The organism is Rufibacter soli, assembly GCF_054781795.1.
The window spans coordinates 210,152-225,428 of record NZ_BAAGTS010000005.1 but is presented as its reverse complement, the minus strand read 5'-3'; the positions used below and the strand labels follow the sequence as shown (position 1 = coordinate 225,428).

The window sequence follows — 15,277 nt, the reverse complement described above, 5'->3', positions numbered from 1 at the left end:
AAAACAGGCACCATCCTTTTTCAGGTAAAGCGTTCTTGCTATTGCTTGATCACCCGCTTCACCACTCTGCCTTCCGGTGACTCCAGCATGATCAAGTACATGCCGGCTGGCTCCTGGGCTAGATTCAGTTCCACCAGGCCGCCAGAAAGGTTAGAGGCGCGCAGAACGGTTTTCCCCGTAAGGGTGGTTATCTGCACACTGCTTTTCTTCCGGAAAGCCTCTGGCAGTTCCAGATACAGTTTCCCGTTTGTGGGCACCGGATACACCCGTACCTGATTGGCCAGCACCGCGTCTTTGCCTGAGGAGGCCAGCGTCCCTATCTTCTGCAGTCTAATGGCGTCTATGGTCACATAGGTAGTGGCTTGGCCTGGAGTAGGGGTAGCCAGGTTGGTCACTACCAATGAGTCGTTGGCCCTTAGGTCATAAGTACCCACCAAGTTGAATTTAGATCCGTTAATGGATTGGTCCATGGGCACGGTTGGCTGGGCTACTCCGCCATGATAAATGGTATAAGGGGTATCTTTGGCTCTGTTGGTGGAGTTGACCCACCAGGCGCTCACCTCATAGCGGCCAGGCTCAAGGTCTTTGAAAGTGTAACTGGCAATGCGGTTTCCTGTACCAGTGGCTACAATACGAGCCTTAGAAGTACCATAATAGCCGGCATTGCTGGTTTCGGTCCAGCCGTTGCGGGCTTGGAACACGCCTGCCATCTCCGTGTCATAGATGACAGGTTCCGGGGCACGCTGCTTTAGAATAAAGGAAGATGGCATGGCCCTCTCCTTGCCATCAGTATCTGAGGGCCGGATGGTAGTGGCGCCTTTTACCACCATGGTAGAAGAACCACCCCCGTCCAGGTTCAGGGCCTCCACGGCACCAAGGGCAACCATCATATCAGCTAACTCACTTAAGGTAGCGCCCTCAGAAACGCCTGCGTTACCGCCTTCCACTACCAGCATGATCACCTTTTTGTCTGCGGTGTAGCCAATGGCCGTACGCGCGCGGCGTGCATTATTGTCAATCACAATCAGTTCTTCTGCATCTGTGACCATTTTTGCCCCGTTCTGCACCAGCACCGGAGAGCCGCCAATGCCCACTGAAGGTTTCCAGACCGTACCCCCGGCCGGAAACGTGGCAGTAGGTACCGGTTGCGGGGTTTCACCTAGCCGGTTAGGGCTGGGCGCGGTATAGCTATATGTATTGTTAGAGGCATCTACGCTATAGATCCAGGCCACGTCTGGAGTGTTGTTGTCTAAGATACCAAATGCGCCGCGGGTAGGGTAATAGGGCGTAGACGTGCCGTTCACATCACGGTTCAGGACTTTTATGTTAGGAACCAGTACCGCAGAACTCTGTGCCAGGTAACTGTAAGAGATATTACCCCCGAAGAAGCCGCCGTTAATGGCCACATACGCCGGCTCGCGCTGCTCTTCGGCAAAGAACTGCGTGGTGGTTTTGGAGGAAGAGCCACCGCCGTAAGCCGCCTTCAGTTCCAGGTTGGAGTCCTTCAGGTCTGCCAGGGTATAGTACGCCTTGGTGGGTACCCCAGCAGCAATGGGCGAGGTGGACATGAAGACCTCTACAGAGGCGGGCAAGCCCGAATTGAGGCTGGCAGGTTTGGTCCAGGTCATTTGGGCAAAGCCCGGCTGCATCAGGAGCAGCAGCGCTCCCGTGCCCAGGAGCTTTTTAACAGAAAGTAAAGTTTTGTTCATATGTAACGTTGGTTAAGTTTCAATCTGATGTACAAAACCGCGCAGGGCGGCAAAATTAGAACTAGAAGCATTCCTCAGCGTTAGCCAACAACGCTTCACAACTGCCTGGCTCCCTCTTTGCAAGGTTTAAAACACCACTATCTTTTGCCGGGAAAGTGACTTCCCCTGCCGCACCTGTAAAGCGTAAATTCCCGGTTTTAATCCTTTGAGAGAGTAAGTCAAAGGAGTTGCCAATGGCTCTGGCTCCTGAACCAGCATTCCCTTTGCATCTAGCAGCTGTACCTGGTCCACCTTTTTACCACCCGCTGGCAACACCAACCGGAAGATGCCAGAAGTAGGATTAGGGTATACCCTTATTTGGCCTTGGCCCATGTTGGGTAATGCATACCTAGAACCAAGCGGCGGCGGTACGGGGGCATTGTCCAGGCGGCGGTTCCGGATGATCATCACTGCATCGGCACTTAGAAGCTTGCCGGCCTCCACGCTCTCACTGGATAACCTGATCAGTTGTTTCCGACCGGCGGTCAGGTAAAAGTCACCCAATTTGTTCCACCCGGGAGCCCCGGCGGAGGTCTGGTTCAGGGTTTTGATAGTAGGCTGGCCGGTGTAATCAAACACCTGGTATTCGGCGCGGGGAGTTCTGTTGGCGGCAGGCACGTTGTAGACATACACTTCATAGAAAGCATTGGCCGGCACCGTTACAAAATAGTTAATGGCCGCCGCGCCATTGCCGCCTCCGTACAGGCTTTTGCCGCTATATCCCTCCATGCTGCTCAACGCCCAGGTACCGGTCTGTACTGCGTCCTGCGTATTCCCAACAGTGGTAATGGCCTTATGCTCCCGCCAGTCTGAGGTGGCGTAAGGTGGGTGCGCTGGGGTGGCAAAACGAGTTTGTTTCAGGTAGCTGAACTTACCTACCAAGTCATCATAGAACCAAAGAGCCGCCCCTTTGAAACCCAGGGAGGAGTTCACATTCAGGTAGTCCACCACCTGGGGTCCGGTAAGGTTAGCGGTGCCAGGGTTCACGGCAAAAGAAGGGTAAATGCGCTCATAGGCAATCACCGCATTTTTGGTGTAGGCCAGCCAGTTCTGATAAGTGGAAATGTTAGACGAATAGCTCTGCATCTGCAGGTTATCCACCTTGTTGTTCGTGATCCACCATTTCCAGTCCTGCAGGAGACCCTCATAGGCCGTATAGGTAGAGGAACCCATCTGGCTAGGCGCACTGGAGACATTCACGCGAGGGTTTACCGCCTTCAGGCTATCATAGAGCAGGGCCACAAATTGGTTCAGTTTATCGGCGCGCCAGCGCATCCAGGCGGTATCATTCCCGTCCGTAGGAGGTGCTGTTCCATTATGCTCGCTTTTGTACAGGTTAACGGTGAAGGGATCATAGCCATACTCTTTGCTGGAATACCTGATGCGGTCCATCTCAATGCCGTCTACATCATACTTGCGCGCTATCTCTGTTGACAGACTGATAAGGAACTGGTGTACCTCTGGGTTGCTGTGCACCATCCAGTAGAAGTTGCTCCCGTCTTTCTCCACCCCATCCTGCGTGCGGGCCAGCCACTGCGGGTGCGTCTCAAAGATGGGGCCTTTGGAAGTGATGCCGGCAGGAGCGTAGCCGCCCACAAACCCGTACTCAAACCAGGCTTCCACGTGTAGCCCTACCCTATGGCCTTCGGCAATGGCTTCGGCCAGAATATCCCGGCCGGCATAGGCGGGATCAATGGAAACTCCCGTATGTTTCTTGAACACGTCACTCTGCCACAAAGGATAACCCCGGCTCCAGACGTTCACATATACCACATTGAAGTTAGCCGCGGCCAGGCTGTCCATTTGGGCGGCTATTCTGGCTTGGCTGGTAAAGGAAGTGCGCGCCATCCAGGTGCCCCGCAGTTCCTGTGCCTGCACATTAGCCAGTAGTACCAAAATCAGCAGCAGGAATACCAGGACCCCTATTTTTCTCATATGCTTCACGCCAACGCTCATTGCACTATTATTTCATCGGTCATCAAGAAGGCTGCCCCACCGGCGCCCGGGTGGCCAGGCGGGCAAATGCCCACATTTTTGGCTTTGATCTGGAGATAGCGAACCGGTTGCCCAGCCAGGCTCTTTGTAAAGGACTTGATGAGGGGTTTCTCCTGCTCCGTAGCCACCGGAAAGCCGCCCTTGGCCACAGTCCGGAACTGCCGGTCCTCGCCTGCCACTAAAAGCTCAACCTGGGTAGGCAAAAAGACCCAGGAATTAAGGTCCTGTAGAAACCGAATGCTCACCTCCTTAAGTGGGCGCTCCTTTTCTAAATCAAGGATGAGCTCCAGGTCTTCTTTCTCAAACCCTTGCCAGAAGCCCTCCTGAAACTGCTCTCCTCCTAAAATTCCGTCTGTAAGTGCCTGGTCTCCCCCTCCCGGATAAGAAGGATGGAAAGCATGTTGCAGCACAGGCGTTTGCCCCAGGGCCAGGTGTTTTACAAAAGAGGCCCGTACCGGTTCATGCCAGGCGCGCTGCCCCAGAAAAGGCACCACCTGCAAAGTAGCCGTAGAGGCAAATTGAATGGGCGCGCCCGTGTACTGGGGAGAATCTAAGCCAGGCACTGAGCCGTCTAAGGTATAGCGAAGGTCCAGGCCGGGGAGCCCGGGTTGCAACAAAACGGAAAACGCTCCAGAGGAAGGGCTATAGGAAGGCTGCACTTTTACTGGCCAGGTTTCAAACCCGTACATCACTCCCTGGCGTTGCAGATAAGGATAATGCCCCCGGATTCGTCCCAGAAAAGCATCCTCGGTTTCTGCCGCGCCGTTGCGCCAGACATTATCTGCAAAGGCCAGCAGCCTAGGAAAAACAAAGGCGTCTACCTTTTCCTGCGGAATGGTTTCAGTCCAGAGGGCAGCTTCTGCGCCCAGCACTTGCGCCTGTTGGCTAACCGGCACCCCTTGGGGAATAAGGGGCGTACGTACAACCTTAGCCACGCTGGTGAGGCCGCTGTTCAAATCAAGGTAGAAACTGCTGCGCGGCGACACGATCACCTTGGCGCCTTTGCCCAGGGCTTCCTTTACCGCTCCTGGCCCGTGCCAGGCCTGGATGACCGTCTCTGGCCCAATCCCGCCCTTCAGGACCTCATCCCAGGCAATGACTTGTTTCTGTTGTTGCCGTGCCAGGGCCAGCACCCTTCTGGTAAAATAACCTTGCAATGCCTCTTCATTGGGGAGGCCTTCGGCTTGCATGCGTTGCTGGCACCGGGGGCAGGCTTTCCAGCGGTCTTTGGGGGCCTCATCCCCGCCCAGGTGCAGGTACTGGCCGGGGAACAACGCCGCCACCTCTGTCAGCACCGCCGCGGCAAAGGCATAGGTTTTCTCATTGCCGGCGCATAGGATATCGGGGTGCACGCCCGCTTTCCCCGAAACGGCAAAGGGCCCGCCCGTGCAGGAAAGTTCAGGGTAAGAAGCCAGCGCCGCCTGCACATGGCCCGGCATATCAATCTCCGGGACTATGGTCACGTGCCGTAGTTTGGCATAAGCCACCAATTCTTTGATGTCCTGGCCCGTGTAGAACCCGCCGTGCCGGCTCCCGTCTGGTTGTTGCCGCCAGGCCCCTACTTGGGTGAGTTTAGGGTAGCCCGGAATCTCCAGTCGCCAGCCCTGATCATCCGTTAGGTGCAGGTGGAGCGTGTTCAGCTTGTAGAAAGAAACCAGGTCTATGTAACGTTTCAGAAAATCCTTGTCCATGAAATGCCGGCTCACGTCCAGCATCAGGCCCCGCCAGCCAAAAGCCGGCTCGTCCTGGATTTCCACCGTAGGCAGGAACCGGGTTGCGGTACGCGCGTTAGGGGTACCAGACACCGGAAGTTCCAGCATCTGGCGAAGGGTTTGCACCGCCCAGAAAAGTCCCTGGTTGGTTTTGCCTTCCAGGACCACCCCCTCAGGCTGTACCGATATCCGGTAGCCCTCTGGCCCCAAGGGCAAGGCAGGATTTACCTTCAGAAGAATAGATCGCCCCCCGGGCGTCTTGCCGGGATTGGTTTGCAAGGGAATTCCGGTGGTATTGGAAAGATATTGGGCAGTTTGGGCCAGGTCAGGCGTACTGTCTGCTACCCAGATGCGGGTTTGCTGGTTTACCTTGAAGTGGCCCTGCCCAGGCTGCATTTTGTGCGGAAGCGGAAGCAGAGCAACGGGCGCGGTCTGGCGGGAAGGCACAGGCACAGAGGTACATCTCAGCACCAGGGCCATCAACCCCAATACCAGGCCTATCCATTGCCCATATGTACACTGCCACCTCCTTTGCATCTGGTTACTTCTGAAGGTGTGGTTTCACGATCTTGCCCCAGAGCACGTAGCCCGCGGGAGTCATGTGCAATCCGTCACCAATGAAAAGCTCGGGCCGGGGTTTGCCGTCAGTGCCTAGCATGGGGGTTCCCACGTCCACAAATTTCACGTTGCGGTGCCAGAAGGAGTACCGCTTTATTTTTTTGTTGGCCTCCTGCATGGTAGGGTACATCTCCCAGCGTGACAGGCTAGGCTTGATGGAAAGGTAAACCAACTCTGCCTTAGGCAATTCTTCCTTCATCTTCTTGGCGAAAGCCTTGAACTGGGCAAAGGTCATCTCCGCGTTTTTCCCGCTGGCAATGTCATTGTCGCCGGAGTACAGGAACACCTGCTTGGGCTGGTATTTTTTCACAATGCGGTCAAAATAATAGGTGGCGTCGCCAATGCGCGACCCGCCAAACCCGCGCAGGATGATGGGGTAGTCCGGAAAATCTGTGGGCAGCGTGCGCCAGCCCCTAATGGAAGAACTGCCGGTAAACACGATGCCGCCGGGCGCGGGCATTTGCAGGCTGTCACTTTTCTCAAAGGCTTTTATTTCTTTTTCCCAGAGGAAAGGTGTGTCTGGTTTCTGGGCCAACCCGGGAGATACGCTGAACCAAAGGGCGCAAAGCAGGACGGCAAGGAAAGAAGGTGCTTTCATAAGGGGTAACTGAAAAAGAAAAATGAAGGTAAAGGGAGGGTAAAGGGCGCTTTCCTGTTTTGGGCACGTTTTTCTAAAAACAGGCCCAAAACAGGAAAGGCATCTACCTTACGGGACCCTTGATTTCTTGGTAATGGCTTTGATCTCCGGGCTCAGGGCGTTGGCCAGGTGGGCGAAACCCAGATCAGTGAGGTGCACCCCGTCTACGCTGCCTTCCCCGTTGGTGGGCACCAGGTTCTTGTTGCTGCGGTAATAGAGGTGTTTCACCCCCTGGTCTTTCAGTTGGGTATAGGCTGCGCGCAGGTTCTGGTTTTTCTTCTGCACCAGGTCAGAAACGCGCAGGTCTATCCAGGTGTGGGCGTAGTCTATGTTCTCTACCAGCAGAATAGGCGTAGCCGGGCGGGCGGCCCGCAGAAGTTTCACTACCTCCAATGTTCTGGGCAGCACTTCTTCGGGCTTCATGTTGGGCAGGCAGTCCAGCACGTACAGGGCAGGGTCCAGTTCGGCCAACAGCTGGGCCATGGGCAGGTCCATTTTACCGTTGCCGGAAAAGCCCAGGTTAATGGTCTCACGGTCCAGTTGTCGCCCGATGATGGCGGGATAGGCCATACCGGGCCGGGTGGCGCAGGCGCCCTGGGTAATGGAGGTGCCGTAGAATACGATTGGCTTCTGAGCCGGTGCCGCGACTTTCTGAAGCGAAGCCCCTTTTTCCACGCCAATCGCCACAGAGTCCACGCCGTCATACAGGGGCAGGTACAGCAGGAATTCCTTTTCGCCGGCGGCCATGTTGGTCACCACCTCGGCCTCGTTCCGCTTGCCAGAAGGTTTGCCCACGCCTACCCACTTCCAGCCTTTGGGGCCGCGGGCATACAGGTCTATCCCCTTCACGCCCGTGGGGGCCATGTGGTTGAGGTTGTTATTGCCGCGCAGACTCCATTTCACCTTGATGCTGGGCGAATTGGAGGTAAAGCGCACGTGTATTCCCGCCGAATTCTGGCCCAGTTTCCAGACCTCGTCCGTGACCAGGCCTTTAGCCTTGGCGGGCAGGCGGGTAAAGGTGCTTTCCAGTTCGGACCATCCTATACCCCCTACGCCCAACGTCTGCACCGTGTGCCATTCAATAGCGGCCGGGGCCTTCTCCGAGGGACGGGCATGCGCGTTCTGCTTTCCGTGGGTAGCAAAATACGTGAGCAGCAACAGAGCCAGCAAGGGCGAGAGTAAAGGAGATGGTTTCATAGAATCTGCTTTTGGAGAATCACAATTGCGGGGATTAATTACTTCATGTCAACGGGCACAAAGATCAGGGGCGTGGGCAGGCAGGAGGCCCCGGGCGGCGAGTACGTAAACCGGATGGTTTGCTCTTCGCCGTTGGCCGCCGGCGGGAAAACCTGGATTAAAATGGCTTCTGGGTCTTTTTTAGTATTAAGGCGATCACTGGGCAGTTGAATGATGCCGGCGTCAAATTTCCCCTTGCTTACAATCATGGTCGCGGCCATGCCGCCGCACCACTGGTTATCGTCGGCGCGGGAGTTCCAGGTAACCAGGGCCAGCCCTTTGCCGTCGGTGCTTTTCCATTTCATTTCCACCTCATACATTACCCCGTAGTTTCCGGCCAGCGTGGCCACCTCGCCCCGGCTACTTTCGTGGCCCTGTACCCAGGGGTCTTTCTTACCGTCGGCGATGATGATTTCTGAGGGTCCGTTTTTGGTGTCTACCACGCCTTGGGTGATAACCCGGTAATTGCTCACGCCAAACACGCCACGCCCGGCGCCGCTTTTACTTTTAGGGGGCAACACCGTGGTGATTCTGGCCAAGGCCGCGGGCCCAGAGGTTTTCAGATCGGTCTGGATCACGCTTACTTCACCGGGCTGGTCTACCACAAACTCATAGAAGCCGTGCACCAACTCGTCATACTTCACTACATTTTTCTCCAGTTTCTCATCAATGGCCACAGACTGACCCGGCTTGATGGTTCTAATCTTGTTTTCTGGTTTAGAGGCGAAGTAGTCTGCCAGACCTTCTTTACCTGCTTTAAAGTAGTTGGTGGTTGGGGCCTGGGAGGAGTACTTGAGCATGCGCAGGTGCATGTCTGCTGTACCGGTGTTTTTAATGACCGCAGTGATCTTACGCTCTATCTGCTTGGGTTCTTTTACCCCGTTCACATTATAGACATACAGTCTTACCGCCCCGGGTTGCACCGGCTCCTTAAACGCGATGGCCTCTGGCACCCTTATGTATTCTGGGTCATCAGAGATAAGGTACTGCGGCCCGGGCTGCACTATTTTCTGGTACTCAATGGGAGAAAACTTCTGCTTAAGAAAACCGGGCAACTCTACCACGGTTCCTTGCTTGGCCTGTAAGACAGCCTGGTTAAGTTTGGGGTCTAAGGTTTGGGCCTTTACCAACCCAGAGAGACAGACCAGAAAAAGCAGATGCGAAAATCTTTTCATAAAGCGGTAAGAATTGGAGGAGAATAACTTTGGTTTGGCAAGGTTCAGACACTGCCATTACCCGGACTAAATATAAGATTACTTTTTAATTATTAAAAAATTTTAAAATCTATTCTATACTTAAAAAAAGATCTCGAATCAAGTAAACCCAATAACTCACCCAAGCCTTAAAAGGACAAGCCTCCCGCTGTTTTGAGCCTGTTTTCTGAAAAACAGGCTCAAAACAGCGGGAGGCTTGTAGGAGAAGATAAACTACTTAAAGCGTAGGCCTTTACTTACTTCTAATAAAAGGTCTTCTGTCACCAGTTATTTCTTGTAGGTCTCAAAAAACTGCGGAAACTTCTTTACGCCTTCAAAGAACCAGAAGCTTTCGCCGTTAATTCCTTGCCTGCGGTTTTCTTCTACCATCTGTTTCAGGAACTCAGATGAAGGGTTGTAGTCTGCGTTTTGGATCAGGAGCCCCGGAAAGAACTTGGATCTGTGCTGCGGTTTCAGGTAGTCCAGCTGTTGTTTCAGCACGGCCTGGTAGGCGGCAAAATCATAACGGTAATGCTGGGGCAGCACCATGTCTGTATACCCTTTGTCTAACCAGGTTGGCCAGTCCTGCAGGTACTCATCTTTGGCCCACGGGTGGATACTAGGAGCGGTAGAAACAATCACGCCAGGCTTTACCTCTTTCACCGCTTTGTACATTCTGCCCAAAAACTCGGTAAGCAGGTTGGCTCGCCAGTTTACCCAGTTGGCGTCTTTGTAATTGGAGGGGGGTACAGCACCGTTATGCTGGTTTTTATACAAATTTACGGTATAGTCATCATACCCTCCGGTAGAAGGAAGCGCCGGCAAACGGTCATCGCCCTGCACCCCATCTACGTTGTAGTTTCTTACCACCTCCAGCACCAGGGAAATCATAAAATCCTGCACCTCGGGTTTGAAGGCGTTCATCCACTCAAAGCCATTTTTCTTGAGCAGCGCCCCGCTGGCGTCTTTGGCGGCCCACTCAGGTTTGGTCTGCAGAATAAGGCCCCCATTCTCGTTATTGGCGGCCGCAAAACCGTACTCAAACCAGGCGTGCACCTTTATGTTTTTCTTGTGGGCCTCCTCTATCATCTCAGCCAAAGGGTCACGGCCCTTGAACTTGTCGGCAATTTTCACCCCAAATTGGGTTTCCATAATCTGGCTAGGGTACAGCGTGCGCCCCCGGTTCCAGACCACCACAAAAATATTGTTGATTCCAGACTTCTCGCAGACGGCCACGGCCTCCTGGATGGTGGCGCGCGAGTCCAGCGCAGTGCTGGCCACGTTGGTAATCCATACCCCGGAGAACCGTTCCTTTACCACCGGATCAACCGGTTTCACCTCTTCTTTGCCGGAGCAGCTGGTCACTGAGAAAAATAGCAAGAACAGGCAAAGAACGGTAGAAAGGTTATTTTTTATAAAAATCATCCCTAAGGTATTAATAGCCTGCGCCGTTTATGCTAATGGTTTCTGCGCCTACTTTGCGTTCCTCTTCAGAGGCCACTACTTTAAAGTAGTTCACGCTGGGGCAACGCATGTCTGTAAACCTCTTCTGGTGCATGGGTACCTTGATCACATTTCCCTCCCACTGCCGGAACAGGTTGGTTTCTTTCCAGATCGCGTCTTCTACTTTGGTCTTGGTGGCCTGCACCGGTTTGCCTTCATTGGCTATCTGGTCTATGGCATTTACGCGTTTGAAATCACCCTGACCGCCTGGTCTGTAGCCGGCCGCGTCAAAATCTCTTTCAAATCGTTTTCCTGCTCCCTCCACTACCAATCTGAGTTTTCCTTCTGCCACCACCTGCACAGACATAGACACCTCTTCACCAGGGTACCAGTAATAGGCGCTTTCTGCCGGAGCGTTTTCATAGCTGGCCACCTGACCACTTACGTGCGAGGTACGGCGCAGAAAAGGCCTGAACGCGCGTCTGTCTGGGGTCACGTTCCCCTGGGCGTCTCTGATCACTTCCCAGGTGAGGCCAATGTCTGTCTCCTGCCCACCCATGTTGCCGCCCATGTACACTGAAGGGTTGTCCAGGTACTGCTGCGGCTTGGCCGGATTCACACGGGCCGGGTCAAACGTGATGGTAGGAAGCACTACTTTCCCCTGAATTCCCAACCACAGGTCTTTGCTGGACACTACTTTCCTGTAATAGGCCCCATTAAAGCAAATGGCGCTGAGGGGTGGTTTCACCTCATTAGTGAAAAACGTGGTGATGGGATCTTCAACGGTTGGCGTGACCGCTGGCTCTGAGTCTGTATTGCTACAGCCGCCTAAGCATAAACCCACCACAGTCAGGAGACTAAGTAAAACTCTCATAATAGAAAATTAAAACCGCTCCGGGCGGCTACCGCAATTTAGCAGTAACCGCCCGAAGCGGAAAAACATTACTTCTCTAACTTGTAGAGGCGCATTCCAATGTTGGTGCACACAAAGGCCGCATGTAGCTTTCCATTCACTACCGCCATGTCTGCGTCCATGGTATTGTTGGCGTTGGCCGCGGTAGAAGGCATCAAGAGATTCATGATAGGGTTCTGGAAAGAGGCTACCTGTCCGTCTGTGATATCACACACCCTGAAGTAAGCACCTTTACCAGAGGCATATGCCGTGTAAGCCAGGTACGTGCGTCCTTTGTGGGCTAGCACGCGAGCGTCGGTGGCTGTGATGCCCGTCTGCTTGTGCAGTTCGGCCATGGTGCTGTTCAGGGAGATGATGCCGTTGAAGTTAGTACCCGTGGCGGCTCCTACGTACCCTGGTGTTCCAATAGGCATTGGCTCTATGGCCCAGTAGAAACCGTTACCGGTATAAGGGAAAGTCTGCCGGGTTGGCGTAGGGTTCAGAACGCCTCCGGTCACGGTCCAGACAAACACATCTGCTTTCTGGGCCATGCCTATGGTGATAATGGCATTGCCATCTAAGCTACCCGCAATGTTGATACCAGAAGAACGAGGCGTGTAGTCTACCCCCAAAGAAGCCTTAGAGTATTTGATGTAAGGCACTGGTGCCGCGGTTACGTTATCCCACTTGTAGATGGTCTGCTCAGCGTCTGTAAGGCCCAGCGGCACTACCAGGATAGCTCCTTTGTCATCGGTGGCCAGCTTACGGAGGCTATGCGCGATCACCACCCCTGTTTTGTTCAGCACGCCAACCTGCTTGCCGGTGAAATCATAATAGTTAGGCCCTACCACCACGGGGGCCACGGCAGAATAGTTAGGCACCACCAGGTAATTCCCGCTGAAACCCACACTGTTCAAGTCATTGGCGCCATACCCAAAGCTGGCGTAGTCTTTAGAGAACACCGGTGTCAAAGACAACTGCGGACGGGCGATGGTGAATTCTTTGACAATGCCATCTGTTCCCGTAACCTTCACTTTCACGTTTCCTGCCAGCAGGTTCAGGTTCTGCCCGGTGAACGCAGGGTCTACGCGGTTCCCGAAACCTGTTTCCAGAACAACGGTAGAACTTGTAAAGTCTGTGAGGCCGGTAACGTAAGGGATAAGGGTAGTACCGCCCTGCACTACTACAGAATCTGTAGGAAGTCCGTTGATCTGCATTGCTTTCACAGAGGCGGGGCCTACTTGCTCAGTGGTAATAACTAGATCATACGGATAAATGGTCTCCTCATCCACCCCCTTAAGTTTGAAGGTTTTTTGGTTAGTGTAGTTCGCGGCCACCCCATTGGTAAACTCCTGCAAGGTGCCGTTCACAAACTCCATGGTCACTTTCAACTGCGTCAGGTTGGTTCCTTTAGGCACCTGCACAATAAGGGTGTTGGCACCAAAATAGATATCCTTTTTCTCCACGGGTACTCCTTCAATGATGAAGGAAGAAAGTGCGGGGGGTGACTGTACTTTCAGGGTTACCTCTTTCTGCTCGCCGTTTGCCCCTTTCAGGCTTAGCTTGATTGGCTTTCTGGCATCATACTTCTCATTGTTTTCAAAGTTGAGCGCCTCGCCGTTCGCCACCAATAACTGTAGCTTCACATTTGACAAATCGCGGCCATTGGGGAGGGTAATGCGCACTACATCACCAGAGGTTTCTGGGGTGTACAGATCATTGTTCACTTTTATCCCCACCACCTTTACGGCCTCATAGTCTCTTGATAGTTCATCTACGCTACAGGCGCTTACCACCAAAAACAGCAGGAGGGCCAGAACGCCATGCCATTTAGTTTTATAAATTCTTTTCATATGATTCTGTTGTATTGCTGTTACAGGGCCTGGGCCCTCTACTTAAACCAAATCAGTTTTATTGGCCGTAGCCGTCATTCTGCGTGAGCCAGGGTGCTTTGTTGCGCTCTGTCTGCGGAATTGGCCATAGGTAGAATTTGTCATCCCATTGGCGGCTCCGGTCACGGGTCCTGAGTTTGCTGGCGTAGGCCTGGTAACTGGCAATGTCATTGAGATCCCGGGCTGAGCCAGGCGCGCCGTAAGAAGGAACCATGTCTGCCGTAGCCTGCTCATAACCGTCTGGGTAAATACCTTGTGCAGCATTCACTCCGGTAGCCAATGGATAGCCGTAGGTTGGCTCAGCATTCTGAAGGGCTCCAATTCTCCAACGGCGCATGTCAAACAGGTGAAGGGATTCCTTGGCCAGTTCCACCTTTCTTTCACGGCGTACAATCTGGCGCATTTTGTCCTGGTTGCCCGCCCGGCCTGGATCTGCCTGCAGAATACCTGGCATACCTACCCGGGCTCTTACCTGGTCAATGGCATTCACCACGGTAGCATCCATTTCGCCTAGCTCAATCTTGGCCTCAGCGTAGGTAAGCAGAAGCTCGGCGTAGCGCATGATAATGATGTTATAGGTAGGCAGGGCGCTGCTCTCATCATCAAAGTGGTTATACTTTCTCCAGGCAAAACCAACCCCGCTCTGTACATACCCAAAAGGAGCCACCGCACCGGTGTAGTCTTTGTTATCAATCATTTTCAGGTTACCGGCCTCATCCCATGACTTGGTCTGGGGCTTGTAAACCTCCATGAGGAACTTAAGCTTGTTGCTGCCGGTATTGCCTATTATAGTGTCATGGTGGGTGTAGATGGTGTACTTAAGGCGAGGGTCTCTGCTGGAAAACGGATCTTTGGGATTGTAACCAGCCCCTGCCTCATCAATGCGTTTGCCGTTGGCCATTTCATAGGTATCTACCAACTGCTGCGTAGGGAACCGGCCGCTTTGGCCAATCATACGCACCTGCTCCCCCAAAGACATGTAATGGGAGTTTTTATCGCCAAAGTCTGAGAACATCATAAAGAACAGGTTCTCGCGCTTTACATCTGCCTTCATCTGCCCCGTGCGGGTAAACAGGTCATTGTAGTTAACGGCCAACCCGCGGCCGCTCTCATCCATCACTTTCTTGGCTGCCGCCGCTGAAATCCTAAAATACTTCTCTGCCATCGCAGGGTTCTTTATGCCGCTCATGCCATACCCAAATTTATGCCATGAACCGGCATAAAGGGCTATGCGGGCTTTCAACCCCTGCGCCACAGACTTATCTACCCTGCCCCATTCCGTGGCAGTCCAGGGAAGGTTGACAGAGGCATCATCCAGATCCGCTATCACGGCGTCTACCACCTCGTTCCAGGGGGTACGGTTCACTCCTTGTAACTGCTCAGCGGTCACAGAGGTAGGAAAGTAAGGCACGTCACCGAACAGGGAAACCAACTGAATGTAGAAATGGGCTCTCAGCACCTTTACCTCGGCCAGGTACCGCTTGGCGTTGTCGTTCAACTCGCCGTAGTAAGGAGCCGCGCCGTCCAACACCGTGTTGGCCCGGGCCACTGAGGTGTAGAGGGTAGACCATAATAGTTCCTGGGTAAAGTTGGTTCTCAGATCAACGTTACCTACCCCCACAGAGCTATTGTCGGCCCGCTCAATCCCGAAGGGGGTGTACATATCCCATAAGATGGAGAAAGGAATATTGCTGGTGGAGCCATGGTTCATTTTCAACCGCTGGTATACCCCGTTGGCGCCTTGCTTGATTGCGCCTTCATTGTTATAGAAGTTAGAGGACAGGTAATCACTTTGAGGCTCCCGGTCCAGGAAATTCTCGCAACCGGATAGAGCGACCAAGCCTACCGCGCAAAGGAACACCTTTGCGGCGAACAGTTTTCTGAAAGTATTTTTCATTTTCATGCCGATTT

10 protein-coding genes are annotated in these 15,277 nt (G+C 53.6%); all 10 read right to left on the bottom strand.

Annotated features, from left to right (window positions below; all coding sequences use genetic code 11):
* Positions 1 to 38: 38 nt before the first annotated feature.
* The 10 genes from ACYVJQ_RS15545 to ACYVJQ_RS15500 all read right to left on the bottom strand — a co-directional run bounded on the left by ACYVJQ_RS15545 (position 39) and on the right by ACYVJQ_RS15500 (position 15,263).
* Positions 39 to 1,709, bottom strand: coding sequence for a phosphodiester glycosidase family protein (locus ACYVJQ_RS15545; RefSeq protein ID WP_460894029.1), 1,671 nt, complete (start codon positions 1,707 to 1,709; stop codon positions 39 to 41).
* 126 nt (positions 1,710 to 1,835) lie between these two features.
* On the bottom strand, positions 1,836 to 3,683 hold the full coding sequence (locus ACYVJQ_RS15540) for a family 10 glycosylhydrolase (protein ID WP_460894028.1): 1,848 nt from the start codon (positions 3,681 to 3,683) through the stop codon (positions 1,836 to 1,838).
* 17 nt (positions 3,684 to 3,700) lie between these two features.
* A complete protein-coding gene (locus ACYVJQ_RS15535; protein ID WP_460894027.1) occupies positions 3,701 to 5,992 on the bottom strand; it encodes a beta-N-acetylhexosaminidase in 2,292 nt (763 codons plus the stop codon).
* Positions 5,993 to 5,996: 4 nt separating this feature from the next.
* Positions 5,997 to 6,671, bottom strand: a complete 675-nt coding sequence (locus ACYVJQ_RS15530) for an SGNH/GDSL hydrolase family protein (RefSeq protein WP_460894026.1) — start codon at positions 6,669 to 6,671, stop codon at positions 5,997 to 5,999.
* Positions 6,672 to 6,779: 108 nt separating this feature from the next.
* Positions 6,780 to 7,907, bottom strand: coding sequence for an SGNH/GDSL hydrolase family protein (locus ACYVJQ_RS15525; protein WP_460894025.1), 1,128 nt, complete (start codon positions 7,905 to 7,907; stop codon positions 6,780 to 6,782).
* Between the two features lie 38 nt (positions 7,908 to 7,945).
* Complete coding sequence (locus tag ACYVJQ_RS15520; protein WP_460894024.1) at positions 7,946 to 9,121, bottom strand: hypothetical protein; 1,176 nt, start codon at positions 9,119 to 9,121, stop codon at positions 7,946 to 7,948.
* A 306-nt stretch (positions 9,122 to 9,427) separates the two neighbouring features.
* Positions 9,428 to 10,564, bottom strand: a complete 1,137-nt coding sequence (locus tag ACYVJQ_RS15515) for a glycoside hydrolase family 10 protein (RefSeq protein WP_460894023.1) — start codon at positions 10,562 to 10,564, stop codon at positions 9,428 to 9,430.
* 10 nt (positions 10,565 to 10,574) lie between these two features.
* Entirely contained in the window at positions 10,575 to 11,456 is an 882-nt protein-coding gene (locus tag ACYVJQ_RS15510; RefSeq protein ID WP_460894022.1) for a hypothetical protein, read from the bottom strand.
* Positions 11,457 to 11,524: 68 nt separating this feature from the next.
* Positions 11,525 to 13,327 carry a DUF5018 domain-containing protein gene (locus tag ACYVJQ_RS15505; protein ID WP_460894021.1) on the bottom strand — a complete coding sequence of 601 codons (1,803 nt, stop codon included), beginning with the start codon at positions 13,325 to 13,327 and terminating at the stop codon, positions 11,525 to 11,527.
* 58 nt (positions 13,328 to 13,385) lie between these two features.
* Entirely contained in the window at positions 13,386 to 15,263 is a 1,878-nt protein-coding gene (locus tag ACYVJQ_RS15500; protein WP_460894020.1) for a RagB/SusD family nutrient uptake outer membrane protein, read from the bottom strand.
* Positions 15,264 to 15,277: the final 14 nt, after the last annotated feature.

What these genes read in the sequence shown, in the direction of transcription:
- ACYVJQ_RS15510 (WP_460894022.1), bottom strand. Translation starts at nt 11,456, where the DNA reads ATGAGAGTTTTACTTAGTCTCCTGACTGTGGTGGGTTTATGCTTAGGC.
- ACYVJQ_RS15520 (WP_460894024.1), bottom strand. Translation starts at nt 9,121, where the DNA reads ATGAAAAGATTTTCGCATCTGCTTTTTCTGGTCTGTCTCTCTGGGTTG.
- ACYVJQ_RS15535 (WP_460894027.1), bottom strand. Translation starts at nt 5,992, where the DNA reads ATGCAAAGGAGGTGGCAGTGTACATATGGGCAATGGATAGGCCTGGTA.
- ACYVJQ_RS15505 (WP_460894021.1), bottom strand. Translation starts at nt 13,327, where the DNA reads ATGAAAAGAATTTATAAAACTAAATGGCATGGCGTTCTGGCCCTCCTG.
- ACYVJQ_RS15525 (WP_460894025.1), bottom strand. Translation starts at nt 7,907, where the DNA reads ATGAAACCATCTCCTTTACTCTCGCCCTTGCTGGCTCTGTTGCTGCTC.
- ACYVJQ_RS15545 (WP_460894029.1), bottom strand. Translation starts at nt 1,709, where the DNA reads ATGAACAAAACTTTACTTTCTGTTAAAAAGCTCCTGGGCACGGGAGCG.
- ACYVJQ_RS15540 (WP_460894028.1), bottom strand. Translation starts at nt 3,683, where the DNA reads ATGAGAAAAATAGGGGTCCTGGTATTCCTGCTGCTGATTTTGGTACTA.
- ACYVJQ_RS15500 (WP_460894020.1), bottom strand. Translation starts at nt 15,263, where the DNA reads ATGAAAAATACTTTCAGAAAACTGTTCGCCGCAAAGGTGTTCCTTTGC.
- ACYVJQ_RS15515 (WP_460894023.1), bottom strand. Translation starts at nt 10,564, where the DNA reads ATGATTTTTATAAAAAATAACCTTTCTACCGTTCTTTGCCTGTTCTTG.
- ACYVJQ_RS15530 (WP_460894026.1), bottom strand. Translation starts at nt 6,671, where the DNA reads ATGAAAGCACCTTCTTTCCTTGCCGTCCTGCTTTGCGCCCTTTGGTTC.